At 42.8% G+C, this 25,322-nt stretch carries 24 protein-coding genes, 1 other RNA gene and 2 other annotated features; of the genes, 23 read left to right on the forward strand and 2 right to left on the reverse strand.

What is annotated here, in order from left to right; all coding sequences use genetic code 11:
- The first annotated feature begins 91 nt into the window (after window positions 1-91).
- The 10 genes from ACFQWC_RS01505 to ACFQWC_RS01550 all read left to right on the forward strand — a co-directional run bounded on the left by ACFQWC_RS01505 (window position 92) and on the right by ACFQWC_RS01550 (window position 8,908).
- Window positions 92-277 carry an RNA polymerase subunit sigma-70 gene (locus tag ACFQWC_RS01505; RefSeq protein ID WP_377105758.1) on the forward strand — a complete coding sequence of 62 codons (186 nt, stop codon included), beginning with the start codon at window positions 92-94 and terminating at the stop codon, window positions 275-277.
- 70 nt (window positions 278-347) lie between these two features.
- Window positions 348-577, forward strand: a binding site (T-box leader).
- A gap of 73 nt (window positions 578-650) precedes the next feature.
- The gene (gene hisS, locus ACFQWC_RS01510; RefSeq protein ID WP_299738665.1) at window positions 651-1,925 is read left to right on the forward strand and encodes a histidine--tRNA ligase; all 1,275 of its coding nucleotides are present in this window, start codon (window positions 651-653) and stop codon (window positions 1,923-1,925) included.
- Between the two features lie 30 nt (window positions 1,926-1,955).
- Window positions 1,956-3,722, forward strand: coding sequence for an aspartate--tRNA ligase (aspS, locus tag ACFQWC_RS01515; protein ID WP_377105761.1), 1,767 nt, complete (start codon window positions 1,956-1,958; stop codon window positions 3,720-3,722).
- Window positions 3,723-3,792: 70 nt separating this feature from the next.
- Window positions 3,793-3,982, forward strand: a non-coding RNA gene (ssrS, locus tag ACFQWC_RS01520) — 6S RNA.
- A gap of 202 nt (window positions 3,983-4,184) precedes the next feature.
- Window positions 4,185-4,949, forward strand: a complete 765-nt coding sequence (locus tag ACFQWC_RS01525) for a tRNA threonylcarbamoyladenosine dehydratase (protein WP_299738663.1) — start codon at window positions 4,185-4,187, stop codon at window positions 4,947-4,949.
- Window positions 4,950-5,168: 219 nt separating this feature from the next.
- Window positions 5,169-5,948: a hypothetical protein gene (locus tag ACFQWC_RS01530; protein WP_299738661.1), complete on the forward strand. Its 780-nt coding sequence runs from the start codon at window positions 5,169-5,171 to the stop codon at window positions 5,946-5,948.
- A gap of 3 nt (window positions 5,949-5,951) precedes the next feature.
- Window positions 5,952-6,326, forward strand: a complete 375-nt coding sequence (locus ACFQWC_RS01535; RefSeq protein ID WP_299738659.1) for a GntR family transcriptional regulator — start codon at window positions 5,952-5,954, stop codon at window positions 6,324-6,326.
- A gap of 2 nt (window positions 6,327-6,328) precedes the next feature.
- On the forward strand, window positions 6,329-7,039 hold the full coding sequence (locus ACFQWC_RS01540) for an ABC transporter ATP-binding protein (protein ID WP_299738656.1): 711 nt from the start codon (window positions 6,329-6,331) through the stop codon (window positions 7,037-7,039).
- Window positions 7,039-7,965 (forward strand): ABC transporter ATP-binding protein, encoded by a 927-nt coding sequence (locus ACFQWC_RS01545; protein ID WP_299739644.1) that lies wholly within the window; start codon window positions 7,039-7,041, stop codon window positions 7,963-7,965. The genes ACFQWC_RS01540 and ACFQWC_RS01545 overlap by 1 nt, the downstream gene beginning before the upstream one ends.
- On the forward strand, window positions 7,958-8,908 hold the full coding sequence (locus ACFQWC_RS01550; RefSeq protein ID WP_299738654.1) for an ABC transporter permease: 951 nt from the start codon (window positions 7,958-7,960) through the stop codon (window positions 8,906-8,908). Before ACFQWC_RS01545 ends, ACFQWC_RS01550 begins: the two co-directional genes overlap by 8 nt.
- Before the next feature lie 167 nt (window positions 8,909-9,075).
- Here ACFQWC_RS01550 and ACFQWC_RS01555 read toward each other — a convergent pair whose 3' ends face one another.
- Both ACFQWC_RS01555 and ACFQWC_RS01560 read right to left on the reverse strand, forming a co-directional pair.
- Window positions 9,076-9,795, reverse strand: coding sequence for a protein-glutamine gamma-glutamyltransferase (locus ACFQWC_RS01555; RefSeq protein ID WP_377105765.1), 720 nt, complete (start codon window positions 9,793-9,795; stop codon window positions 9,076-9,078).
- Between the two features lie 485 nt (window positions 9,796-10,280).
- Entirely contained in the window at window positions 10,281-11,555 is a 1,275-nt protein-coding gene (locus ACFQWC_RS01560) for a replication-associated recombination protein A (RefSeq protein WP_299738645.1), read from the reverse strand.
- Between the two features lie 216 nt (window positions 11,556-11,771).
- On the opposite strand from ACFQWC_RS01560, the gene cymR reads away from it, so the two are divergent.
- From cymR to ruvX, 13 genes are all read left to right on the forward strand, one after another.
- A complete protein-coding gene (gene cymR, locus ACFQWC_RS01565; RefSeq protein WP_044339554.1) occupies window positions 11,772-12,191 on the forward strand; it encodes a cysteine metabolism transcriptional regulator CymR in 420 nt (139 codons plus the stop codon).
- Between the two features lie 12 nt (window positions 12,192-12,203).
- Window positions 12,204-13,346 carry a cysteine desulfurase family protein gene (locus ACFQWC_RS01570; RefSeq protein ID WP_299738641.1) on the forward strand — a complete coding sequence of 381 codons (1,143 nt, stop codon included), beginning with the start codon at window positions 12,204-12,206 and terminating at the stop codon, window positions 13,344-13,346.
- A 47-nt stretch (window positions 13,347-13,393) separates the two neighbouring features.
- The gene (gene mnmA / locus ACFQWC_RS01575; protein WP_299738639.1) at window positions 13,394-14,509 is read left to right on the forward strand and encodes a tRNA 2-thiouridine(34) synthase MnmA; all 1,116 of its coding nucleotides are present in this window, start codon (window positions 13,394-13,396) and stop codon (window positions 14,507-14,509) included.
- A 173-nt stretch (window positions 14,510-14,682) separates the two neighbouring features.
- Window positions 14,683-15,354, forward strand: a complete 672-nt coding sequence (locus ACFQWC_RS01580) for a tetratricopeptide repeat protein (RefSeq protein ID WP_299738637.1) — start codon at window positions 14,683-14,685, stop codon at window positions 15,352-15,354.
- 17 nt (window positions 15,355-15,371) lie between these two features.
- Window positions 15,372-17,762, forward strand: a complete 2,391-nt coding sequence (recD2, locus tag ACFQWC_RS01585; RefSeq protein WP_377105768.1) for an SF1B family DNA helicase RecD2 — start codon at window positions 15,372-15,374, stop codon at window positions 17,760-17,762.
- A gap of 174 nt (window positions 17,763-17,936) precedes the next feature.
- The gene (locus ACFQWC_RS01590; RefSeq protein ID WP_341356615.1) at window positions 17,937-18,533 is read left to right on the forward strand and encodes a biotin transporter BioY; all 597 of its coding nucleotides are present in this window, start codon (window positions 17,937-17,939) and stop codon (window positions 18,531-18,533) included.
- 17 nt (window positions 18,534-18,550) lie between these two features.
- Window positions 18,551-19,552 carry a biotin synthase BioB gene (gene bioB, locus ACFQWC_RS01595; protein ID WP_299738631.1) on the forward strand — a complete coding sequence of 334 codons (1,002 nt, stop codon included), beginning with the start codon at window positions 18,551-18,553 and terminating at the stop codon, window positions 19,550-19,552.
- Window positions 19,553-19,755: 203 nt separating this feature from the next.
- Window positions 19,756-19,941, forward strand: coding sequence for a hypothetical protein (locus ACFQWC_RS01600; protein WP_034757353.1), 186 nt, complete (start codon window positions 19,756-19,758; stop codon window positions 19,939-19,941).
- A gap of 6 nt (window positions 19,942-19,947) precedes the next feature.
- Window positions 19,948-20,088 carry a YrzQ family protein gene (locus tag ACFQWC_RS01605; RefSeq protein ID WP_113971292.1) on the forward strand — a complete coding sequence of 47 codons (141 nt, stop codon included), beginning with the start codon at window positions 19,948-19,950 and terminating at the stop codon, window positions 20,086-20,088.
- 329 nt (window positions 20,089-20,417) lie between these two features.
- Window positions 20,418-21,494 (forward strand): AI-2E family transporter, encoded by a 1,077-nt coding sequence (locus tag ACFQWC_RS01610; protein ID WP_341356614.1) that lies wholly within the window; start codon window positions 20,418-20,420, stop codon window positions 21,492-21,494.
- Between the two features lie 76 nt (window positions 21,495-21,570).
- Window positions 21,571-21,841 (forward strand) — a binding site (T-box leader).
- A 66-nt stretch (window positions 21,842-21,907) separates the two neighbouring features.
- Entirely contained in the window at window positions 21,908-24,541 is a 2,634-nt protein-coding gene (alaS, locus tag ACFQWC_RS01615; protein WP_377105772.1) for an alanine--tRNA ligase, read from the forward strand.
- Window positions 24,542-24,624: 83 nt separating this feature from the next.
- On the forward strand, window positions 24,625-24,891 hold the full coding sequence (locus ACFQWC_RS01620; RefSeq protein ID WP_034757362.1) for an IreB family regulatory phosphoprotein: 267 nt from the start codon (window positions 24,625-24,627) through the stop codon (window positions 24,889-24,891).
- 3 nt (window positions 24,892-24,894) lie between these two features.
- On the forward strand, window positions 24,895-25,311 hold the full coding sequence (ruvX, locus tag ACFQWC_RS01625) for a Holliday junction resolvase RuvX (protein WP_299738615.1): 417 nt from the start codon (window positions 24,895-24,897) through the stop codon (window positions 25,309-25,311).
- The last annotated feature ends 11 nt before the right edge of the window (window positions 25,312-25,322 follow it).

The raw sequence follows: 25,322 nt of genomic DNA on the forward strand, positions 1-25,322 counted from the left end.
GGTTTTAATACGATAAAAAAAATTAAATTCCTCTAAAACGAAATAAAAATAGGTAATTGGAAATGATAGAGTTAAGGAATGTTTTGAAAGGATGATTGAATTGAGGTCAAGTGAAAAAGGGTTTATGAATGCAAATGGTGATAACCAGCTGTTCGGTGTTGATTTTCACCAGTTTCTAGAACGTGAGAAAGATGCATTGAATGTGGAACTTGCTTCCGAGTTCGGGTTATCGTTGAAAGAAGTTAAGTTACTGAAAAAGAAAATGGAAAGATCGTAACGAAATTTTTTTAAACCTCTTGACATGAACTAACGGCATCCGTATCATTATAGAAATAAAATAACATTTACAAAAACCGTTGATCGAGCATAGTAGCTGACACCCACGTGTAAAGAGAGGAAATGCCTTGGCTGAGAGCATTTCTACAATGTGACTTAGTGAATGAACACTCAGGAGGTTTCTCTCTGAAAAAGGTTCTTTAGTAGGAGATGAACGTACCAGGCGTTAACTGGCTAAGTGGAGGTCTTGATAGACTTCAATTAGGGTGGCACCACGGGAATAACAGCTCTCGTCCCTTGTATTATATACAAGGGATTGAGGGCTTTTTTTATTTTACATAAATTTAACTGTATTCGAGAAGGAGGAAATCATCTTGTCCATTCAAATTCCAAGAGGTACACAGGACATTCTACCAGGTGAAGTAGAGAAGTGGCAGTATGTAGAGGAAGTGGCAAAGAATCTTTGTCACGCCTATCAGTATAAAGAAATCCGCACCCCTATCTTCGAGGCGAGCGAACTATTTACCCGAGGTGTAGGAGATACAACGGATATCGTACAGAAAGAAATGTATATGTTTGAAGATCGTGGAGGCAGAAGCTTGGCACTGCGACCTGAAGGCACCGCTTCTGTTGTTCGATCCTTCGTAGGCAATAAGATGTTCGGTCATCCGAATCAACCAACAAAGCTCTTTTACTCCGGACCTATGTTCAGGTATGAAAGACCACAGGCCGGCCGGTACCGTCAATTTGTCCAGTTCGGGGTTGAGGCATTAGGAAGTGAAGACCCGGCGATTGATGCGGAAGTGATTTCATTAGCGATGGGGATTTACAAGAAACTGGGACTGACTCAATTAAAGTTAGTCATTAATAGTCTTGGAGATGCGGGTAGCCGAAACGCTCACAGAGAAGCGCTGATCAATCACTTTAAACCAAGAATCGATGAATTCTGTGGAGATTGTCAAAATCGTTTAGAGAAGAATCCACTACGTATCCTGGATTGTAAAAAAGACCGCGATCATGAATTAATGGCTACGGCACCATCGATTCTCGATTACTTAAATGATGAATCGAAAGCCTATTTCGAAAAGGTCCAATCCCACTTAACCGGGATGGATGTTGAATTCGTAGTCGATCCGACGCTTGTTCGCGGCCTTGATTATTATAATCACACTGCCTTTGAAATCATGAGTGACGCAGAAGGCTTTGGAGCCATCACGACCCTTTGTGGTGGAGGGCGTTACAATGGACTGGTGGAAATGATCGGTGGTCCTGAAACTCCTGGAATCGGTTTTGCCTTCAGTATCGAAAGACTTCTTTCCGCTCTGGAAGCTGAAAACGTTGAACTTCCAATCGAGCAAGGTGTGGATTGCTTTATTGTTTCACTGGGAGAAGAAGCAAAAGATTATGCTGTTAAACTCCTTCACAACTTAAGACAAGTGGGAATTTCTTCAGAGAAGGATTACCTGGATCGCAAGGTGAAAGGTCAATTTAAGGCAGCTGACCGTTATGAAGCGAAATATGTAGCCGTCATTGGAGATAACGAAATACTAGAAAATAAAATCAATCTTAAAGATATGTCTACTGGTGAGCAGGAAGAAATAAGTCTTGATCATTTCGTAGAAAATGTAAAGAACAAACTCGGTAAATAAGCACCTGGATTTGACAAGGAGGAGAATATGATGACAAAAAGAACGGCGTATTGCGGAGAGATAACGGAATCATACACAGGTGAAAAAATCACCTTAAAAGGCTGGGTTCAAAAGAGAAGGGACTTAGGTGGATTAATCTTTATCGACCTTCGTGATAGAGAGGGCATTGTTCAAGTCGTGTTTAATCCCGATTTATCAGAAGACGCTCTGGCTCTTGCGGAAAAAATTCGTAATGAGTATGTATTAAGTGTGACGGGAACTGTCGTAGCAAGAGGAGAAGGAACGGTGAACCCCAACCTGAAAACAGGAAAAGTGGAAATTCACGCAGAAGAGGTTCAAATCATAAATGAAGCCAAGACCCCTCCATTCATGATTGATGATCAAATGGAAGTGTCTGAAGATGTTCGCTTGAAATACCGTTATGTAGATCTTCGTCGTCCAGCGATGATGGAAACATTTAAGATGCGCCATAATGTTACTACTTCATTCCGTAGTTTCTTAAACGATAACGGATTTCTGGATGTGGAAACGCCGATTTTAACAAAGAGTACGCCAGAAGGTGCCCGTGACTATTTGGTACCAAGCCGTGTACATCAAGGTGAATTTTACGCGCTTCCTCAGTCACCGCAAATTTTCAAGCAATTGTTGATGGTATCCGGGTTTGACCGTTATTATCAAATTGCCCGTTGTTTCCGTGATGAGGACCTTCGTGCAGACCGTCAACCTGAATTCACTCAGATTGACATGGAAATGAGCTTTATGGATAAAGAGCAAATCATCTCCCTGGTAGAGAGTATGATGAACAAGCTGATGAACGATGTGAAAGGCTTAGACGTTCAAATTCCATTCCCTAGAATGTCGTATGATGATGCTATGAGCCGATATGGTTCAGACAAACCGGACACACGCTTTGGAATGGAACTGGTCGATGTATCAGAAATCGTGAAGGATTCAGGGTTTAAAGTATTCTCCGGTGCGGTCGCAAATGGTGGTCAAGTGAAATTAATCAATGTAAAAGGCGGAGCTTCCGGGTATTCCCGTAAAGACATTGATGCGTTGACAGAATTTGTTTCCGTTTATGGTGCAAAAGGTCTCGCCTGGTTAAAAGTAGAAGAGGAAGGCTTAAAAGGACCTATCTCCAAATTCGTGACAGAAGAAGATGCTGCACAAATTTCTGTTTCAGCCCATGCAGAAGCAGGAGACTTGTTACTGTTTGTCGCTGACAAAAAGACAGTAGTAGCGGATGCCCTGGGTGCCCTCCGTCTGAAATTAGGAAAAGAATTGGGATTGATTGATGAAACGAAATTCAATTTCCTATGGGTGACAGACTGGCCATTACTTGAGTTTGATGAAGGTGAGAACCGCTATTATGCCGCTCATCACCCGTTCACTATGCCAGTGAGAGAAGACCTGGAACTGCTTGAAACAGATCCCGGTGCTGTTCGTGCAGAAGCTTATGACCTTGTATTAAATGGATATGAGCTGGGCGGAGGTTCTCTTCGTATTTACGAGCGTGACATTCAAGAAAAAATGTTCAGCGTACTTGGATTCTCCAAGGAAGAAGCGGAAAAACAGTTTGGTTTCCTTTTGGAAGCCTTTGAATATGGAACACCTCCACATGGCGGAATCGCCCTTGGGCTTGACCGTTTAGTGATGCTACTTGCAGGTCGCACGAATCTTCGTGATACGATTGCCTTCCCGAAAACGGCGAGTGCAAGCTGTGTACTGACGGACGCTCCTGGTGGAGTAAGTGAAGCTCAATTAAAAGAGTTATCTTTGTCGCTCGATGTAGAATAATGTAATTAAATTCCGGGGGTCATTCATTGAAAACATCATGGTGATATGATATTATTTAAACAATCACAAACGAGTCCTGATGTGTGCGACGTTTTTACCTAACAGTTTTGACCGAACACTTCAAACTTTGGGAGCTTGACGTTTCTGCTAGGCGTTCATGCCCCGTGCCGGGGACTAACAAATAGTGGAATAAAGCACCCACCTGCCGAGAGCGGGTTCAAAACGAAGGAAATGATGGCGGCGGCACGATTGGGACTCATCCAAACATGATAGTTTAACGAAGATCTTATAGAATGAAAAGTCAGGCTGAATAGAGGCCTGGCTTTTTTGTTGGGACTAAATCTTCTCTTAATGGGGTAAACGAAGGGAGAGGGACAACATTTCATATTGATTTTCGGTCCTATATCCTTTATTCTAATTCAGTATAAACCTAGTTGAATACTTATAATGGAGTTGATTATTTTGCTACACCAGTTTTCACGAAATGAACTAGCGATCGGTAAAGAAGGACTTCAAACCCTTAAAAATAGTACGGTGGCAGTATTGGGAATCGGGGGAGTGGGATCCTTTGCAGCTGAGGCTTTAGCCAGATCGGGTGTAGGCCGTCTTGTGTTAGTGGATAAAGATGATGTGGATATCACCAACGTCAATCGTCAAGTCCATGCATTGCTCTCTACAGTGGGTCAGCCAAAGGTCGATCTGATGAGGGACCGCATTAAGGATATTAATCCAGACTGTGAAGTCATTGCTTTAAAGATGTTCTACACGGAGGAAACATACGAGGAATTTTTCAATCAGGGATTGGATTATGTGATCGATGCTTCTGATACGATTTCCTATAAAATTCACTTAATGAAAGAGTGCATAAAACGAGATATTCCTCTAATCGCGAGCATGGGAGCGGCGAATAAAACCGATCCCACACGCTTTAAAATTGCGGATATCAGTAAAACGCATACGGATCCAATTGCCAAGGTGATTCGTACCCGCCTGAAAAAAGAAGGAATTAAAAAAGGCGTAACCGTTGTCTTCTCTGATGAAAGTCCGATTGTCATCCGTGAAGATATTCGAAAAGAAGTAGGAAAAGATGATGCAAAGATTCGTAAAGCGCAACTTCCTCCGTCTTCCAATGCGTTTGTTCCATCGGTTGCAGGTTTGATTGCAGCCAGTCATGTGATGAACCAGCTGTTAAAGCATATTGAAATTAAAAGAGTAAAAGACAAATAATGCCCAGAAAAAGGACTGAATCTAAAATGGATTCAGTCCTTTTTCTATACTTTAAGCAGTACGGCGAATTTTCTATCCAACTTCAAGCCCCCTCTTAGCCAGCTGTACACATTCTTGAAAACTAATTCCATTAATTGGGTTAAAAAAGGATTGACTGTTTAATGTGTCATAGTGTACTATCTAACTAGAACACCATGACACGTTAAAAGGAGTGCACGTATGAACGCTTTTACAGGTCTTCTTTGGAAAGACTTTAAAACCTCTAAGGTTTGGTTTTTTGGCTGGTTAGCGATTATTTTTCTGATTTACATTATTGGATTGGTGATCGGGAATTTCGTCAAAGAGCCAACGATTGTTCAAATCTTTCTCATCATGATCGGTGTATTTCATTTTGCCTTTCTTCCGGGCATCGTATGCTCCATGCTTCGTCTGGAAGGGAAAACACAGCTCTGGCTTCACAGTCCCTATAACGGGTTTATGCTCTTGTTGCCCAAGTTGATTATTGCATTTATTTACTCCACTTTGTCACTACTGTTAGTGGATGGCCTGGGGATCATCTCCATGCTCATGTATCCGGAAGCCTCTCTTTTCTCCTATTGGCCGATTAAAGAAGGCATCTTCTTTAATTTAGGCGTAACGGTGGTGGGCCTGTATATATCCGGATGGACGATTTTCTTATGGACCTTCTACCACTCTCTTTCAAAGTATCCATCCATCAAGAGTATACGATGGATTTTTGTAGCTGGTTTTATCATTGTGTATCAAAGTATTGTCGCATTTCTTATGAGCATTAAATGGGTGGAAAGATTACTCTTCGATACTTTTACTGTTGAAGTGAGTTCGGGCGTCTTTTTCTCGGTTGGTTCCAATCAGGCGAAGGCCGGTTTTGATCCTGAAATGATCCCGCTGCCCTTGCTGCCGTTTGTATTCGAGGGAATAGTCATGATAGTCGTATTTATCATTTCATGCTGGTTATTAGATCGTAAGGTTGAGGTGTAATACATGACAGAGGAATATACAGCTTCCAAGCCGATATACCTTCAAATAGCTGATCGAATCATACGTGAGATTGTAAGAAAAGAATTAACTCCGGGTGACAAACTGCCCTCTGTCCGGGAAATGGCCGTTCAATCCGGGGTGAATCCAAATACCATTCAACGTACGTACAGCGAATTAGAAAGGATGGAAATTGTGGAGACGAGGAGAGGGCAGGGAACATTTGTAACGGAAAAGGAAGAGGTTCTTTCAGTTTTGAATGAAAAGGTCCAACAGGAAGTGATTGAATCGTTCATTAAGAATATGAAAGAACTGGGATTAACAAAAGAACAAATGATAAATGGCGTCGAGAGATACCTTGCCCAAAGAGGGGAGGAATAGAGATGGTTGTGAAATTTGAAGGTGTAACCAAAAAATATGGAAATGAAATGGCCTTAAAGAATACGTCGTTTCAATTTGAAAAGGGTAAGATTTATGGTCTTTTAGGTCCGAACGGCAGCGGAAAATCGACCACTTTGAAGATGATCGCAGGTTTAGTTCTTCCGAGTGCAGGTACTGTGACCATGAACGGCAAGCCTGTTACCCGGAAACAAGCAAGTGAAGTGGCGTATCTTACTGAATTGGATATGTTTTACGAAGCATTTACCGTTGATGGGATGATCCGGTTTTACGCCTCTCAATTCTCAGACTTTGACTTGACCCGTGCTCATGAGTTAGTGGGATTTATGGAGCTGGATAGCAAGAAGAAGATCAAGCATTTATCGAAAGGAAATCGCGGCAGACTGAAGCTTGTTCTTGCCCTGTCCCGAAATACGGAGGTCCTGCTCCTGGATGAACCATTTTCAGGGTTGGATCCCATGGTAAGGGACTCCATCGTGAAAGGTCTCTTATCCTATATCGATTTCGGGAATCAGACAGTGATCATAGCAACCCATGAAATCGATGAAATTGAAGGGATACTTGATGAAGCGTTCATTATCAATGATGGAGAAATTAAAGGGCACTGTCAGGTAGAAGAGCTTAGAGAAATAGAAGGATTGTCAGTCCTGCAGTGGTTGAAACAAACAACGAAAAAAGAAGGGAAGATGAAGTGATGAAGACGGTTGTGCAATTACAGGGTGTCTCAAAAGTCATTAAAGGCAAGACCATTATCGATAATTTATCCTTTGATGTGTATGAAGGGGAAGTATTCGGTTTTCTGGGACCTAATGGAGCAGGAAAAACGACGACGATCCGAATGATAGTAGGACTAATGAATATTTCAAAAGGAGACGTCCTGATTTCTGGGAAGAGCATCAAAAAAGATTTCGAAGGTGCCATTAAGGATGTTGGTGCCATCGTTGAAAACCCGGAGCTCTATAAGTTCATGTCGGGATATCAAAACTTAAAACATTTTGCCCGCATGCAAAATGGAATCACCGAAGAAAGAATGAAGGAAGTCATCGAACTTGTCGGTTTAACAGACCGCATCAATGATAAAGTGAAAACTTATTCACTTGGAATGAGACAGCGCTTGGGTCTGGCGCAATGCCTGCTCCATAAACCAAAGCTCCTCATACTCGATGAGCCTACAAATGGACTGGATCCTGCCGGTATCCGCGAAATTCGTGCGTATATCAGAAAGCTTGCCCAGGAAGAGGGTATGGCGGTTATCGTATCGAGTCACTTATTATCTGAAATGGAAATGATGTGTGATCGTATCGGGATCATCCAATCCGGAAAGCTTGTGGATGTGCAGCAGGTGCGTGATTTTGTAGAGGGGTCAGAGCAGGTTTATCATTTTGAGGTAAATGATGCTGAAAAAATCCAAGCTGTACTGAAATTATTTGATCCAGCAATTAAATATGAAGCCAAGGGTTCGGAAGTTCAGGTAGCTCTAACAAAAGAGCAAGTCCCGAATGTCATTCGCGCTCTAGTGGAAGCAGATGTTCAAATTTATAGCGTTATGCCAATTGCCAAAACATTAGAAGACAGATTCTTAGAAATTACGAATGATAAAGGAGAGGTCGTGCATGCTTAGTCTTATCAGAAATGAATGGACAAAAATATTCAAGCGGGTCGGAACGTATGTAATGCTCGGATTACTTATTCTTATTATTGGTGTTACGGCTGCTTTCACCAAGTATGATGACGGAAAAGCAAAGGAATCGGAAAACTGGAAGCAGGAACTGACAGGACAAGTGGAAGCAGATAAGCAAATGTTATCTGAAAATCCAAGTATGAATAAGTTTATCGTGAAAGACACCGAAAGAAGGATTGCTATTAATGAATATCGAATTGAAAACGACATTCAGCCTAAAGTGAAAGAAACCGTTTGGACGTTTGTAGAAACGAATGCATTCTCCGTTCTTGTTGTAGGTCTGTTTGCCATCATCGTGGCAGCGGGAATTGTGGCAAGTGAGTTCAGCTGGGGCACTATCAAGCTTTTGCTCATCCGCCCTATTTCCAGGACTAAAATCCTGTTATCTAAATATTTCACCGTCATTTTATTCGGAATGAGTATGCTACTTGTATTATTCGTTGTATCTTTCCTGATCGGCCTTCTATTATTTGGCGGAACAGATCAATCAACTCATTTGGCGTATGTGGATGGAAAGGTAGTCGAACAAAATATTGTCGGGTACCTGATTAAAACATATTTATTGAAAACCATCGATGTCGTGATGATGGCTACGATGGCATTCATGATTTCGACCGTATTCAGAAGCAGCTCACTGGCTATCGGGATTTCCCTGTTTCTATTATTTGTGGGAGCCAATGCAACGAGCCTGCTCGCTCTTCGATTCGACTGGGCAAAATTCAGTCTGTTCGCGAACACAGATCTGACTCAATATACAGGTTTCACACCACCGCTAGTGGACGGCATGACCATGGGCTTCTCGATCACCATGCTCATCATCTACTTCATCATCTTCCAGCTGCTGGCCTTCATCGTCTTTAATAAGAGGGATGTAGCGGCATAGAAAAGCGGAGGCGGCTTGGTCAGACCCGACAAGCATAAGGCGAACATCCCGGAAAGGCGTCCTTTGCCTTTTTGGGAAGTTTGACTTATGCCCTCGAGGGTCTAGCCGCCGTAGCTGGACAACTAAAAAGCAACAAAAAGTGACGGACTCATCACAGTTCGTCACTTTTATGCATACCGGTATAAATCTGAGAACTTCAAACGGGTGACTTGTTGAAGGAGAAAGGCTGATTCGGTTGCATCTTTTTTTCGAAGAGTATTTAAAGCTTCTATCATTTCATCATGAGTCATGATTCCCACTCCGTGACCAAAATACTGATCCTCTCCTAAAAACACAGAATTTTCCCCCATCCATATCGGATCGTCATAATCAGGGTTAGAGAAATAATAAACATCCCCTGGAATATAGTCCACGCCTTCATAGGTGACCATGCTCATATCATCGTCATAATTGTGACCCCACACTAAAAGGGGGGAGAACAGCTGATTGAAATAAGGAGTCCTGATCGTATCAAGGATTGATTTATAGTAAATGAGGACAATGCTGGTGACACATTCGAAGCTATAGGCAGAGCTATTTGTGAATATATCTTCAATGGCCTCTGATGGAAGCTTCGAGTCGCGAAGCCTATATCCATATGGAGTCTTGATCCAAAAGGCAGAGTTGAAATAGGAATGTTCAAAAGCAGCGAATTTGGCGTCACCCTCATCCATGCTCCTTGCATTGGCAATGAATCGTTCCCGCATCTTCAACTCAAATATGAGCTCGCCTAAATTACGGTAACGATACTCCGTAGGACTGCTTTCCAGCGCTTTAACGATGCTTTTTTCTACAGGTGATAGATTCTGCAACCCATTACTTGACAATCCATTTTCAATGATAATCAATCCATACACCTCCAGGCTTTTTTACTAATGTATGATGGGGTGAGGAGATATGGGTATCAACAGTAGAAATTTTTTGAAAAGGTAAACTAGGATGGCTGTTTTTTACATGATTGGATAAGTCAAAAGTCTATCTTAGGAGGTTGTTCACAATTTGGAACAACAAAACGTGAATCTGGCACAAGTTCTGGTGAAAGTGGCACAACAACCGGAATTACCCCTTAATACCACCCGTCAATCCCTATAAATGGATGGGAAAGCAGTCCAAAAAACAAAAACCTGCCAAAAAGGATCGTCCTTTCAGCAGGTTTTGATAGAGAAATGCCAGTTTTGGGCCACAACGAGCCGCCTCCGCTTTTGGTTGCATCCAGCTCCGGCGGCTAGAGGCTCGAGGTCATAAGTCAAACCTGCCAAAAAGGCAAAAAGCGCGCCTTTCCGGCAGGTTCGTCTTATGCTTGTCGCCTCTGAACGAGCCGCCTCCGGCTTTGTTATTTCATCTGCTTATTAATCTTTTCATACACCTGGGCAATCGCCTGTTCAAATTTCCCAGTCGATTTTGGAGTATAGTAGTTAGCATTTTTTAATTTGTCAGGTAAATAGGTTTGCGGTACCCATCCTGATTCATAGCTGTGTGGATACTTGTATTCGATTCCTCTTCCAAGTTCTTTGGCGCCTTGATAGTGAGCATCTTTTAAGTGATCCGGAACCTCGCCGCTTTTTCCTTTACGGATATCACCGAGTGCCAGGTCGATGGCCGTGATCGCCGAGTTCGATTTAGGTGAGAGACAAAGTTCGATGATTGCGTTGGCTAACGGGATTCTCGCTTCTGGAAATCCGATTTTCTCAGCAGTTTCGACTGCCGCCAATGTTCTTGGTCCTGCTTGAGGATTGGCAAGGCCGATATCTTCATAGGCAATCACCAATAGTCTGCGGGCGATGCTTGGAAGATCCCCGGCTTCAACGAGTCTGCCTAAATAGTGAAGAGCGGCATTCACGTCACTTCCACGAATCGACTTCTGAAAGGCACTTACGACATCATAATGGGCATCTCCATCTTTATCGTGAGAAAAGCTTTTCTTTTGAAGGCATTCTTCCGCAATGCTTACATCGATGCGAATGACCCCGTCCTCATCCGGTGAAGTGGACAGAACCGCCAATTCCAAAGCATTCAAGGAACTTCTGACATCCCCGAAGCTGCTGCTCGCAAAATGTTCAATCGCTTCGTCGGTCACATCAAGTGAATACTCCCCTAATCCACGTTCTCTATCTTCAATGGCTCGATTCAAGGCGACTTTCATTTCATCAATGGAAAGGGGCTTTAGTTCAAAAATTTGGCATCTGCTTCGTATGGCTGGATTGATCGCATGATAGGGATTGCTTGTTGTTGCCCCAATTAGGGTGATCATCCCGTTCTCTAAATAAGGAAGGAGAAAATCCTGCTTTCCTTTATCCAAGCGATGAACCTCATCTAATAGAAGAATTACTTTTCCCGACATTTTGGCTTCTTCCGCTACGATTTGAATATCTTTTTTATTATTGGTTACGGCATTCAGGGTCTTAAACCGGTATTTCGTACTTCCGGCAATGGCGCTCGCGATGGACGTTTTTCCAATCCCGGGTGGACCATATAAGATCATGGAAGAAAGCTGTTTTGCTTTTACCATCCTGTCTATGATCTTTCCTTCTCCAACTAAATGCTGCTGTCCGATGATTTCATCAATGGTTCTGGGTCTCATCTTAAAGGCAAGTGGTTTAATCGACATGAAACATCTCTCCAAACTGACGTTCTAGTTAGATTCACTTTATCATAGGAGGTTCTCATAAGGAAATATTGTGGCTGGGAAAAAGGAGGGAAGTGAATGAAGACGCCCTTTTCACAGTGAGAGGAAGGATATGCTATAATAACAAAAGTCAATATAGAAGAAAGATACGACTCATTTATGATTGTAACGTTATTAAATATATTAGAGGTGCTGGACATGAAGATATCTACTAAAGGCCGATACGGTTTAACGATTATGATTGAATTAGCAAAACGCCATGGTGAAGGTCCGACTTCACTTAAAACGATCGCGCAGCAGCATGAGCTCTCGGAACATTATCTTGAGCAGCTGGTGGCTCCCCTGCGTAACGGAGGACTTGTAAGAAGCATCCGGGGAGCATACGGCGGGTATGTCTTAGGACATGAGCCATCTGAAATTACAGCTGGGGATATTATCCGGATCCTTGAAGGGCCTATCAGTCCCGTCGAAGGGATTGAAGATGAAGAACCGGCAAAACGTGAGCTTTGGATCCGCATTCGTGATGCCGTGAAAGAAGTGCTCGACAATACAACGATAGAAGATTTAGCCAGTCATTCTGATGATGGTGAATCAGATGCATACATGTTCTATATCTAGGAGGTTACTATAATGGAAAGAGTGTATTTGGATCATGCTGCAACGTCCCCCATGCATCCTGAAGTGATTGAAGAAATGACTTCAGTGATGAGGGAGACCTTTGGTAATCCATCGAGCATTCATTCGTTTGGCCGTGCATCACGTCATCTTGTCGATCATGCACGAACCATCATTGCTCAAAGTATCCATGCAGATTACAATGAAATCATTTTTACAAGCGGTGGAACGGAAGCGGATAATTTAGCCATTATCGGTTCAGCCGAAGCGAATAAAGGTAAAGGGAATCACATCATAACCACACAAACAGAGCATCATGCTGTTTTACATGCATGTAAATTCTTAGAGTCCAAAGGGTTTGAGGTGACGTACCTGCCAGTAGATCGTAAAGGCAGGATATCGGTGGAGGAACTGCAAAAGGAACTTCGCGACGATACGATCCTCGTTACGATCATGTTTGGGAATAATGAGGTGGGGACGATCCAGCCGATTAAAGAGATTGGAAAACTTCTGCAGGATCATCAAGCTTATTTTCATACTGATGCTGTACAAGCTTTCGGATTAACAGAAATCGATGTGAAAGAGCTCGGGGTTGATTTGCTTTCAGTTTCAGGCCATAAGATCAATGGTCCGAAAGGGATCGGATTCCTTTATTTACACAAAAACATGGATCTGCAGCCTGGATTATACGGCGGAGAGCAGGAAAGAAAACGCCGTGCCGGTACAGAAAACGTCCCAGCCATTGTTGGACTGGGAAAGGCAGTAGAAATTGCTCAAAATGCGATAGAAGAGAAAATTTCCAAGTACTCTGGTTTCAAGGTCTTACTGAAAGAAACCTTAGCCGGCGCAGACATTGCCTTTGAGGAGAACGGATCTCTTGAGTATGGATTACCCCATGTGCTAAACTTAAGCTTTCCTGGCACGGATGTTGAGTCTATGCTGGTGAATTTAGATATGTCAGGTATCGCTGTATCAAGCGGTTCTGCTTGCACAGCTGGATCTATAGAGCCTTCGCATGTACTAGTCGCGATGTTTGGAAGTCAGTCTGAGAATACAAGGAACTCCATTCGTTTCAGCTTTGGTCAGGGCAATACGAAGGAACAAATTGTCTGGACTGCCCATGAAGTCGCAAAAATTGTAAAACGTCTAACATCTTAATATGTTCGTCTCAATTGGACGAATGAAGGAATAAGGAGGTGGCGTTAGTGAAAAAAGAACCAAAGGATACGAGAGTAGTCGTTGGAATGTCTGGTGGAGTGGATTCTTCCGTAGCCGCATTATTATTAAAGCAGCAAGGCTACGAAGTCATCGGGATTTTCATGAAAAACTGGGATGATACCGATGAAAACGGAGTATGTACGGCAACTGAAGATTACAACGATGTGATTCGAGTATGTAACCAAATTGGTATTCCTTACTACGCTGTGAATTTTGAAAAACAATACTGGGATAAAGTGTTTACGTATTTCCTTGACGAATATAAAGCTGGAAGAACACCAAACCCGGATGTGATGTGTAATAAAGAAATTAAGTTCAAAGCATTCCTTGATCATGCACTGAAACTTGGTGCAGATTATCTGGCAACCGGCCACTATGCACAGGTTGAATACCGTGATGGAGAATACAAGATGCTCCGCGGTGTCGACAACAATAAGGATCAAACGTACTTCCTCAATCAGTTAGGGCAGGAGCAACTTGAAAAAGTGATGTTCCCCCTAGGCGGCATCGACAAGAAAAAGGTTAGGGAAATTGCTAAGGAAGCGGGCCTTGCGACTGCTGCCAAGAAAGACAGTACGGGGATTTGCTTCATCGGTGAACGCAACTTCAAAGATTTCTTGAGCAACTATTTACCTGCCCAACCAGGAACGATGGAAACATTAGACGGTAAAGTGATGGGAAAACACGATGGATTGATGTACTATACGATTGGCCAACGCCATGGACTGGGTATAGGTGGGGCCGGAGAGCCTTGGTTCGCCATCGGGAAGGACCTTGAAAGAAACGTGCTCTATGTAGGTCAAAGCTTTGAGCATCCCGCCCTTTATTCAGATTCCATTCTCGCAACGGATGTTCACTGGACCTCGAATGGTGAGAAACCGGCTGAATTCGCCTGCACGGCAAAATTCCGTTACCGTCAGGATGATAACAACGTAACGGTCATTCCTTTAGAAGATGGTAAGGTGAAAGTCATCTTTGACGAGCCCATCCGTGCTGTCACACCAGGACAAGCGGTTGTTTTCTACAATGGTGATGAGTGTCTGGGTGGAGGAACGATCGATACCATTTACAAAGATGAGAAAAAACTTACCTATGTAGGGTAACACTGACCAAAGGACTGAGAAGAAGAGATGTGCAAACTCTCCTCTCTCAGTCCTTTTTTCATCATTGATCGATACCGAAATTGAAAGTCCCGTATGTTATACTAGTAACGATAAGTGAGAAAATCATTACTCAGCTTGCATACATAAATAAAGAAAATATAGAGGTGTTTGAATTGGATAAGAATTTAAAAGGAATTGAGTTATTGCAAGAAGGAAAAGTAGAAGAGGCTGTCAAACTTTTTACAGAAGCCATTGAAGAAAATCCAAAGGATCCGGTAGGGTATATAAATTTTGGGAACGTACTCATGTCGGTTGGTGACAACGAAAAGGCGAAGAAATTTTTTGAACGTGCAATCTCAATCGATGAGAATGCAGGGGCAGCCTATTATTCCCTGGGGAACCTGTACTTTAACGAGAATAACTTTGATGAAGCAAAGGATCAATTTGAAAAAGCTGTTTCAAAGGGAATGGAGAATGCCGATGTCTACTTTATGCTCGGAGTCAGCCTGTTCCAATTAGAGCAGCCGAGACTGGCTCTTCCTTACTTGCAACGAAGTGTCGAACTGAATGAAGAGGATACAGAGGCGCGCTTCCAGTTAGGTCTATGCTTAGCGAAGGTTGAAGCATACGAAGAAGCGATTGCGCAATTATCTCAAGTAGTGGAAGCAGATCCAACTCACGCAGATGCTTACTACAACTTAGGGGTTGCCTTTGCAGGTCATAAGGATGATGCAAATACGGCACTGATGTATTTCAACAAAGCAATCGAAGTTCAACCAGATCATATGCTGGCGGGTTATGGCATCAAGATGATCGAAAAGCTGAAAAATGAACAAAGTGAATAGTTAGGGGGTTCACTGATTTGAGCCAGCAAGATTCTTTAAAGCTGTTTGGTGAGGAAGAAATCTATATAAAAGGAAGGCATCTTGTCACGATTTTTCATAATGAGGAAAATCTCTATACCGTCGTCCGGATCCGGGTGGACGAAACGAATGATACTTATGAAGACAAAGAAGCGGTCGTAACCGGGAATTTTCCTAAGATTCATGAAGATGAGACCTACGTGTTTTATGGGAGGTTTCAAGATCACCCAAAGTTTGGCATGCAGTTTCATGCAAAGCATTTCAAGAAAGAAATCCCACAAACCACACAAGGTGTCGTCCATTATTTATCAAGTGATTTATTTAAAGGAATCGGGAAAAAAACAGCTGAGAAGATAGTGGAGCATATCGGGGAAAACGCCATAACCAAAATACTCGAAAATCCAAGCCTGCTGGATGAAATTCCAAAGCTTCCAAAGGAAAAGGCGAAAAGTATTTATGATACGCTTTCCGAGCATCAAGGCTTGGAGCGGGTCATGATCATGCTGAACGACCTGGGATTTGGACCCCAAATTTCCATGAAGGTCTATCAAGCCTATAAAGAGCAGGCACTTGAAATCATTCAAAATAATCCTTATAAGCTTGTGGAAGATATTGAAGGAATCGGCTTTACCCGGGCCGATGAGATTGGTTCTAAGATCGGGTTGACAGGCAGTCATCCCGACCGGATCAAAGCAGGCTGTTTATACACCCTTGAGCAAACATGTGTGAAGCAGGGGCATGTGTATCTCGAAGCAGAAGTACTCATTGTTACGGTGAAGGAGCTGCTTGAGAAAAGTCAGCCCGAAAAGGTCGATTACACTGAAATATCCAGTCAACTGGTTTCCTTGGAGGAAGAGGGTAAAGTCATTGGAGAAGGCACAAAGGTATATGTTCCTTCTCTTTACTTCTCTGAAAAAGGAATCGTGACAAACATTGAAAAGATTTTGTCTCAAACCCAATATAAAGATCAATTTCCTCAATCCGAATTTCTTCTATCACTTGGAGCACTGGAGGACCGACTGGGAGTTCAATACGCACCTTCACAAAAAGAAGCCATCGAAACAGCGTTGATGTCCCCCATGCTTCTGTTAACCGGAGGACCCGGAACCGGTAAGACGACCGTCATTCAGGGGATTGTGGAGCTGTTTGCGGATCTCCATGGCTGCTCCTTGGATCCCAAGGATTACAAGGATGAACCCTTTCCTGTCTTACTGACAGCCCCGACTGGTCGAGCGGCAAAGCGCATGACAGAATCCACGGGCCTCCCTGCCATGACGATTCACCGACTTTTAGGCTGGAACGGTCAAGAAGGATTTAAGAGTGATGAAGAACGGGCGATTGAAGGAAAGTTGTTAATTGTGGATGAAGTGTCCATGGTCGACACGTGGCTTGCCCATCAATTATTGAAGGCCCTGCCTGAGGATATTCAAGTGATACTTGTCGGGGATGAGGATCAATTACCGTCTGTCGGTCCTGGCCAGGTACTAAAGGACCTATTGAAATCGGAAGTGGTGCCAACAGTCAGGTTAACGGATATTTATAGACAGGAAGAGGGCTCCTCCATTATTGAACTTGCTCATTATATGAAAAGGGGACAGGTACCTCAAGACCTGACCAAACAGCAAAAGGATCGATCCTTCTTCCCATGCAGAACCAATCAAATATCCGAAGTCGTTCAAAAAGTCGTTGAGAACGCGAAGAAAAAAGGGTACTCCCCAAAGGATATACAGGTCCTAGCTCCTATGTATCGAGGCCCTGCAGGTATCGACCGATTGAATGAGCTTCTTCAGGAAATTTTCAATAGCAATGACGGTACCCGGAAAGAGATCGCCTTTGGAGATGTGAAATATCGTATTGGGGATAAGGTTCTTCAACTTGTCAATCAACCTGAAAACAATGTTTTCAACGGGGATATCGGTGAAATCGTCTCGATCTTTTATGCGAAGGAAAACACCGAGAAGCAAGATATGATCATTGTTTCATATGAGGGAAATGAGGTCACCTATACGAGGCAAGATCTCATGCAAATTACCCATGCGTATTGCTGCTCGATCCATAAGTCACAAGGAAGTGAGTTTCCCATTGTGATCTTACCTGTCGTGAAAAGCTATTATCGGATGCTGAGAAGAAATCTTCTTTACACTGCCATTACCAGGAGCAAGCAATTCCTCATACTTTGTGGGGAGCTTGATGCTTTTACCCTTGGAGTAGAGAGGGAAGATGATTTTCTCCGCAAAACGACCCTAAGCGAGAAACTGAACGGTTTAACCGCTGCAGAAAACACGGCAGTTTCTCCTGAAGAAGGTTTACCCATTGAAGAAATCTTGCTGAATGAGGATCCAATGATTGGAATGGAAGGCATCAGTCCCTATGATTTCATGAAAGCATAAGGTCAACGAATGAATATTTCTCCTGTAGAAATTATTCCTTCGTTGACCTTTTTCTATTGGTTATTGCCATTAATGATCATGATAATTGTTAACTTAAAACAAAATAAAGTTGACATATATTTAAAGAAAGCGATATCCTTATCTTGTAGAAAAAAGACAGATGGGGGAAGACAGATGAACAGAAAATTAAGGACAATCGATCTTACACTGGCAGGGATGTTTGTTGCACTTATGGCGATAGGTGCCAACATCACGACATTCGTACCTTTTATGGTAGTGGGCGGTGTTCCCATTACGTTACAAACGTTCTTCGCCATTTTAGCTGGAGCGATTCTTGGAAGCAGGGTCGGGGCCATTTCCATGACAGTGTACGCACTGGTGGGACTCGTGGGTGTTCCGGTATTTGCACGATTTGGAGCAGGATTATCCTCTATTGTGAGCCCGACATTCGGATTTATCGTTTCGTTTATTCTTACAGCATACATTACAGGTAAAATCGTAGAAAAACATAAAGGAATCAAGGTCTACATTTTCGCGGCTCTAGTCGGGATGACTGTCAATTATGTGGTCGGTACGAACTGGATGTATGCAGCGTACAAACTTTGGGCTGCAGCTCCTGAAGGATTTACATATAAACTTGCATGGGCCTGGATGGTGGTACCTTTACCGAAGGATATCATATTAGCCGTGTGTGCTGGAATGATGGCTCATCGCCTTGAGAAATCGGTCCTGTCAAAGAGTACATTTAAGAATATAAAAAGAGCGGCATAAAAGGGGAGGAATTTCACATGAAAACGTGGAAGGAACTGGCACTTGGAGTGATTGAGGGAGAAGAAATCACAAATGAAGAGGCTTTATCGATTTTACAAAGTCCGGATGACGAGCTTCTGGAATTATTGCATAGCGCTTACCTGATTCGAAAACATTATTATGGAAACAAAGTGAAATTAAATATGATCATCAATACGAAATCAGGTTTATGCCCTGAAAACTGCGGCTATTGTTCACAGTCCATTGTTTCAAATGCTCCGATCGAGAAATATCGTATGGTGGATAAAGAGACAATATTAAAAGGAGCCCAAAATGCTCATCAGCTAAATGTGGGAACATATTGTATTGTGGCGAGTGGAAGGGGCCCGAGCAATCGTGAAGTCGATCATGTGGTTTCGGCAGTAAAGGAAATCAAAGAGCAGTATAACTTAAAAGTATGTGCATGTTTAGGCTTATTAAAAGAAGATCAGGCGAAACGGTTAAAGGAAGCAGGGGTGGACCGTTATAACCATAACATCAATACTTCAGAGAACCATCATGAAAACATCACCACTTCCCATACCTATGAAGACAGGGTGAATACCGTTGAACAAGCGAAAGCACAAGGGATTTCTCCCTGTTCCGGAATCATAGTCGGCATGAAAGAGACATTGCAGGATGTGGTTGATATGTCCCGCAGTTTAAAGGTGCTGGATGCCGACTCCATTCCCGTGAACTTCTTGCATGCTATAGATGGTACACCTCTTGAAGGAACAAACGACCTCGATCCGAGATATTGTTTGAAGGTTCTTTGTTTAATGCGTTTCATCAACCCGACTAAAGAGATCCGTATTTCAGGGGGACGGGAAGTGAATCTGCGCAGTTTACAGCCACTTGGACTTTATCCGGCTAACTCGATTTTCGTTGGTGATTACTTAACGACAGCCGGCCAGGAAGGCACAGCAGATCACCAAATGCTTGAAGATCTGGGGTTTGAGGTTGATTATGTGAAGGAAGTAAGTGAGCAGGCAACATCTTGAAAATCGAATAAGTAAATTTAGGTGGGTGCTTTGGAAAAGGTTACTCCTTATGAAATCAAGAAAATATCCCACACTATATAAGAACGGTGATTAAACATCGTTTGGGCGGATATTCTCATTGAACAAGTATAAAACGGGCTCGGATTGGTCATGATGGTAGGGAATACACACCAGGTTTGGTGTAATAGAGGTGAACCTTACCGATGAAGTGTCCAAATTGTCAGAGCAAAGATATTGGAAAGATCGGCATCAACCAATATTATTGTTGGGGTTGCTATATAGAGCTTTCCTTGTCAAAGGGAGTCATTCATACTCATCAAGTGGAAGAGGATGGATCACTGAGCTCCTTAGACGACTTGTTTGATGAGGAAGAACGCCGACTAAGCTAGGAAGAGGTGTCTTTCTTGAACAAAACATTTGCATCCATCGTTGGTTTTGGAGCAGGAATTGCGGCTTCCATCTATTCACAAAGATCCAATATGATGAACCAAAGACAAATGAAACGAATTCGTAAACAAGTAAAGAAACTTTTTTAACAGCTAAAAAGGCTGACTTTCGGGTCAGTCTTTTTTTATTTTCCTGGTTTTTCATATGAAGGAACTTAGATACAAAGAAAAATCACTAAATCTTTATTGATATAAGCAGCTGCTATTTGGATATCAGCGGAATTTTTGTTTTATCAGCGAAATCCCACTTTTATCAGCGGAATTCCCGATATATCAGCGAAAAGACTCTCGCTCCTTACATCCCCACCGATTTAGTTCCAGATATGCCCTAGTCTCCCATCATGCTTTTGTTTATGTCCAATGAATAAAATACCCTCCTACATTCCAACACTAGGGAAGAAGAGAAGGAGGTGTTAATAATGGAAAAGAGACCCTATGCCAAATGGTTGTACCGACTTTCAATAGCTCTTATTCTTGCTTTATTCCTATATATTCTCTACTTATTAAAGCCTGTATGGCATCCGGTCCTGGAAGTATTGTTCTTTTCGCTTCTACCCTTCCTGATAGGGGGATTCATTGCCTATTTGCTTCATCCAATAGTAGAAAAAATCCATGAGGCGGGCATTCATAGAGGAATAGCGATCATGCTCATCTACATCCTTTTCTTTGGAGGATTAGGGTACGCGGTCTATAAGGGGACTCCGATCATCATACATCAGCTGAAAGATTTATCAGAGAATGCGCCACTTTTTACAAAACAATACCAGAGGTGGCTGGACTATGTGCAAAGCGAGACCTCCACTTGGCCAGACGGAATACAATCTCAATTAGAGGAAAGAATTGACGGGATCGAAGCCTGGTTGACGGGGCTTGTCGCAGTCGTTCTGGCCACTGTGATGAAGTTTATGAACAGCTTTCTGCTTGTTGCAATCATTCCCTTTGTATCTTTTTATTTATTAAAGGATATTACGAAAGTGAAAAAATTCCTGTGGCAGCTTACCCCTAAAAAATGGAGGAACAGCGCGATTTCATTTTCAAGGGATGTGGATGAATCGCTGGGAGGTTATATCCGGGGACAGCTTTTAGTTTGTTTGATCATTGGGGGACTTTCAGCATTAACACTCTGGTTAATCGGTATGAAGTATCCCTTGATCCTCGGATTGATCATTGGAGTAACCAATGTAATACCCTATTTCGGACCGATTATCGGAGCGGTTCCAGCTGCCATTGTGGCAAGTACGATCTCTGTCAATATGATGATATATGTCGTCATCATGGTCGTAGTTCTCCAATTCCTGGAGGGGAATATCTTATCGCCCCTCATTGTCGGAAAAAGCCTTCATATGCATCCACTGTTTATTATGGCTGCCCTTATCATTGGTGGTGAAGTAGGGGGTGTGATCGGCATGATTGTGGCAGTGCCTTTTTTAGCTGTGGTAAAAGTAGCGATTTTACATGGACGAACCCATTTCATTCATGCAGCAGGGGGAGATTAACTGAAAAAATAAGAATCAACATTGACAAATACAGTGAATATTTCTATAATCCAACATATACAAGTATTCGTATAAAATGAAAGCAATGAAGGATCGAGTACGTTATAGTCCATCTATCAGAGAGGGATTCCCCAGGCTGCAAGGGATTCCAGATGAAGGATAACCGAATGCTAATCCTGAGTGCAGGTAAAACCTGCCGTCTATCCGCGTTAAGGTGTTTTGAGGGATGAACAATAGAGAAATGCGAATAGGCTTCCTGAGAGGCAACAAGGAACTACGAGCCTCTAAGCCTGCACTTTCTTTGTTCATAACCAGGGTGGTACCGCGAGTTAGCTCTCGTCCCTGTTTTAGGGATGAGGGCTTTTTTGTATTCATTTTTAACCATACATAATCAATGAAGGAGGAAGTTTTACATGAACAAATTAACAGGCGCAGAAATTCGTCAAAAGTTTTTAGATTTCTTTCAGGAAAAAGGGCATGGTGTTGAACCGAGTGCATCATTAGTTCCGCATGAAGATCCGTCCCTTTTATGGATCAATAGTGGAGTAGCTACATTAAAGAAGTATTTTGATGGACGTGTCATTCCTCAGAATCCAAGAATCGTGAATGCTCAAAAGTCCATTCGCACAAATGACATCGAAAATGTAGGGAAAACAGCACGTCATCACACGTTTTTTGAAATGCTGGGTAACTTCTCCATTGGTGAATATTTTAAAGTTGAAGCGATTGAATGGGCATGGGAATTTTTAACCGATGAAAAATGGATCGGGTTTGATCCCGAGAAGCTTTCCGTTACCATTCACCCTGAAGATCATGAAGCATTTGATATCTGGAACAAAAAAGTAGGCGTACCTGCTGAACGAATCATTCGTATTGAAGGGAACTTCTGGGATATCGGTGAAGGTCCAAGCGGCCCGAATACAGAAATTTTCTACGATCGCGGACCGGAATATGGGGAAAGTCCTGAAGACCCTGAATTATATCCTGGTGGAGAGAATGATCGTTATCTTGAGGTATGGAATCTTGTGTTCTCACAATTCAATCATAACCCTGATGGAACGTATACTCCGCTTCCCAAGAAAAATATTGATACCGGTATGGGACTTGAACGTATGGCATGTGTCGTACAAGAAGTACCAACAAACTTTGATACAGATTTATTTATGCCGATCATTTCTGCAACCGAAGAGATTTCCGGTAAGTCATACGGGAAAAACAGCGAGATCGATGTAGCTTTCAAAGTCATTGCCGATCATATCAGAACGGTTTCCTTCGCAATCGGTGACGGAGCCCTTCCTTCCAACGAAGGCCGTGGCTATGTATTAAGAAGACTGCTTCGCCGTGCGGTTCGATTTGCGAAGCAAATTGAAATCAATCGTCCGTTCATGTATGAATTGGTTCCGGTTGTTTCTGAAATCATGGTTGATTTCTACCCGGAAGTGAAACAAAAAGCGGAATTCATTCAAAAAGTGGTGAAAAATGAAGAGGATCGCTTCCATGAAACTTTAAACGAAGGGTTGGCTATTCTTTCTTCTATTATCAAGGTACAAAAATCTGCTGGGAATAAAGTGATTCCTGGTGAAGATGTCTTCCGTCTGTATGATACGTACGGTTTCCCGGTTGAATTAACGGAAGAATATGCAGAAGAAGAAGGATTGACGGTTGATCATGACGGTTTTGAAAGAGAAATGGAAGGTCAGCGTAAAAGAGCGAGGTCGGCTCGCCAGGATGTGGGCAGCATGCAAGTGCAAGGAGGAATCCTAAGTGACATCACGGTAGAAAGTCGCTTTGTAGGATATGACACATTAGAAACGACTGCTACAATTCTTGAACTGTTGGTTGATAATGAACGTCAGCCGAAAGTCGATAAAGGACAGGAATGCCAATTTATTCTGGACCAGACACCTTTCTATGCAGAGAGCGGAGGACAAATCGGCGATAAAGGATACATTGAAGCTATGGGCGTGAAAGTATTTGTGACAAACGTGAAGAAAGCCCCTAACGGCCAAAACCTTCATTCTGCCATCGTTGAAGAGGGCACACTAGAGCAAAATGCACAGGTGCTTGCAAAAGTGTCCCGTGAATCCAGAACAAAAGTGGAGAAGAACCACACGGCGACGCATATCCTTCATCAGGCATTGAAAGATGTCCTTGGAGATCATGTCAATCAGGCAGGTTCTTTGGTGGAACCAGACCGTCTGCGATTCGACTTCTCTCATTTCGGTTCTGTTTCCCAGGAAGAGATTGAGCGAATCGAAACCATCGTCAATGAGAAGGTCTGGAAGGCTATTTCAGTTAACACAGCTCTTAAATCACTATCAGAGGCAAAAGCGATGGGAGCGATGGCTTTATTCGGAGAAAAATACGGCGAAGAGGTTCGCGTTGTATCGATTGGAGAGTATAGCTTAGAGCTTTGTGGTGGTTGCCATGTTTCGAACACGTCTGAAATCGGGTTATTTAAAATTCTTTCAGAAGGTGGGATCGGAGCAGGTACGAGAAGGATTGAAGCTGTTACAGCGGAGAATGCTTACAAAGTGTTGAATGATCAGGTTACTCAACTGAAGGAAGTAGCAGGCAAACTTAAAGCGAATCCTAAAGAAGTCGTCAACCGAGTGGACTCTTTATTAGTTGAAATGAAAGAGCTTCAGAGAGAAAATGAATCATTATCCGCAAAGTTGTCTAACATAGAAGCAGGCAGCTTAACGGATCAAGTCAAAGTCATTGACGGGGTGAATGTTCTTTCCGCGAAGGTGGCTGTGGGAGATAGCAATGGATTACGTACAATGATGGATGATCTTAAACAGAAATTGGGCTCAGGGGTTATTGTATTGGCAACAACTGGTGACGACAAAGTTACGATCATTGCAGGAGTTACGAAGGACTTAGTCGAAAAAGGATATCATGCTGGAAAACTTGTTAAAGAGGTAGCTTCACGCTGTGGTGGTGGAGGCGGTGGCCGTCCGGACATGGCTCAAGCCGGGGGTAAACACCCGGAAAAAGTGGAAGAAGCCCTGCAATTTGTAGAAGAATGGGTCAAATCCATTTAACTCCTTGTTAAAGTGGTGTACAATGTAGGTAACGATTAACAATTCGGTTGTCAAAAAGACAAGCCTGAAGAGAGGTGCTAAAAATGAGTTCTTTTGACAAAACGATGCGGTTTGATTTTTCAGAGGAGCCGTTCGAACATGACGTGAAGGAAGTACTCCTGCAGGTTCATGATGCTCTTCAAGAAAAAGGGTACAACCCGATCAATCAAATCGTAGGGTACTTATTATCTGGAGATCCTGCTTACATTCCTAGACATCAAGATGCCAGAAATATCATCCGCCGTTTAGAACGTGATGAGATCATCGAAGAATTAGTCAAATCGTATTTGAAACAGCACAAAGAGGGATAATACATGCGCGTAATGGGTTTAGACGTCGGTTCTAAAACAGTGGGAGTCGCAATTAGCGATGAGCTTGGTTGGACCGCTCAAGGGATTGAAACGATTAAGATTGACGAAGATCAAGGTGTGTTCCGGATCGACCGATTAAAGGAACTTGCCGAGGAATACCAAGTGGACACAGTTGTAGTCGGATTGCCTAAAAATATGAACAACTCAATTGGTCCCCGGGGTGAAGCGTCTAAAGCTTATGGAGAGTTAATTCATCAGGAATTATCCCTTCCCGTTAAATATTGGGATGAGCGACTAAGTACAATGGCAGCGGAACGAGTCCTTTTAGAAGCCGATGTAAGTAGGAAGAAACGTAAGAAAGTAATTGATAAAATGGCTGCGATGATGATCCTTCAAGGATATCTTGACAGCCAAAAATAATGAGGTGAATG

The organism is Rossellomorea sp. GCM10028870 (genome assembly GCF_042666755.1).
Taxonomy (GTDB): Bacteria; Bacillota; Bacilli; order Bacillales; family Bacillaceae_B; genus Rossellomorea.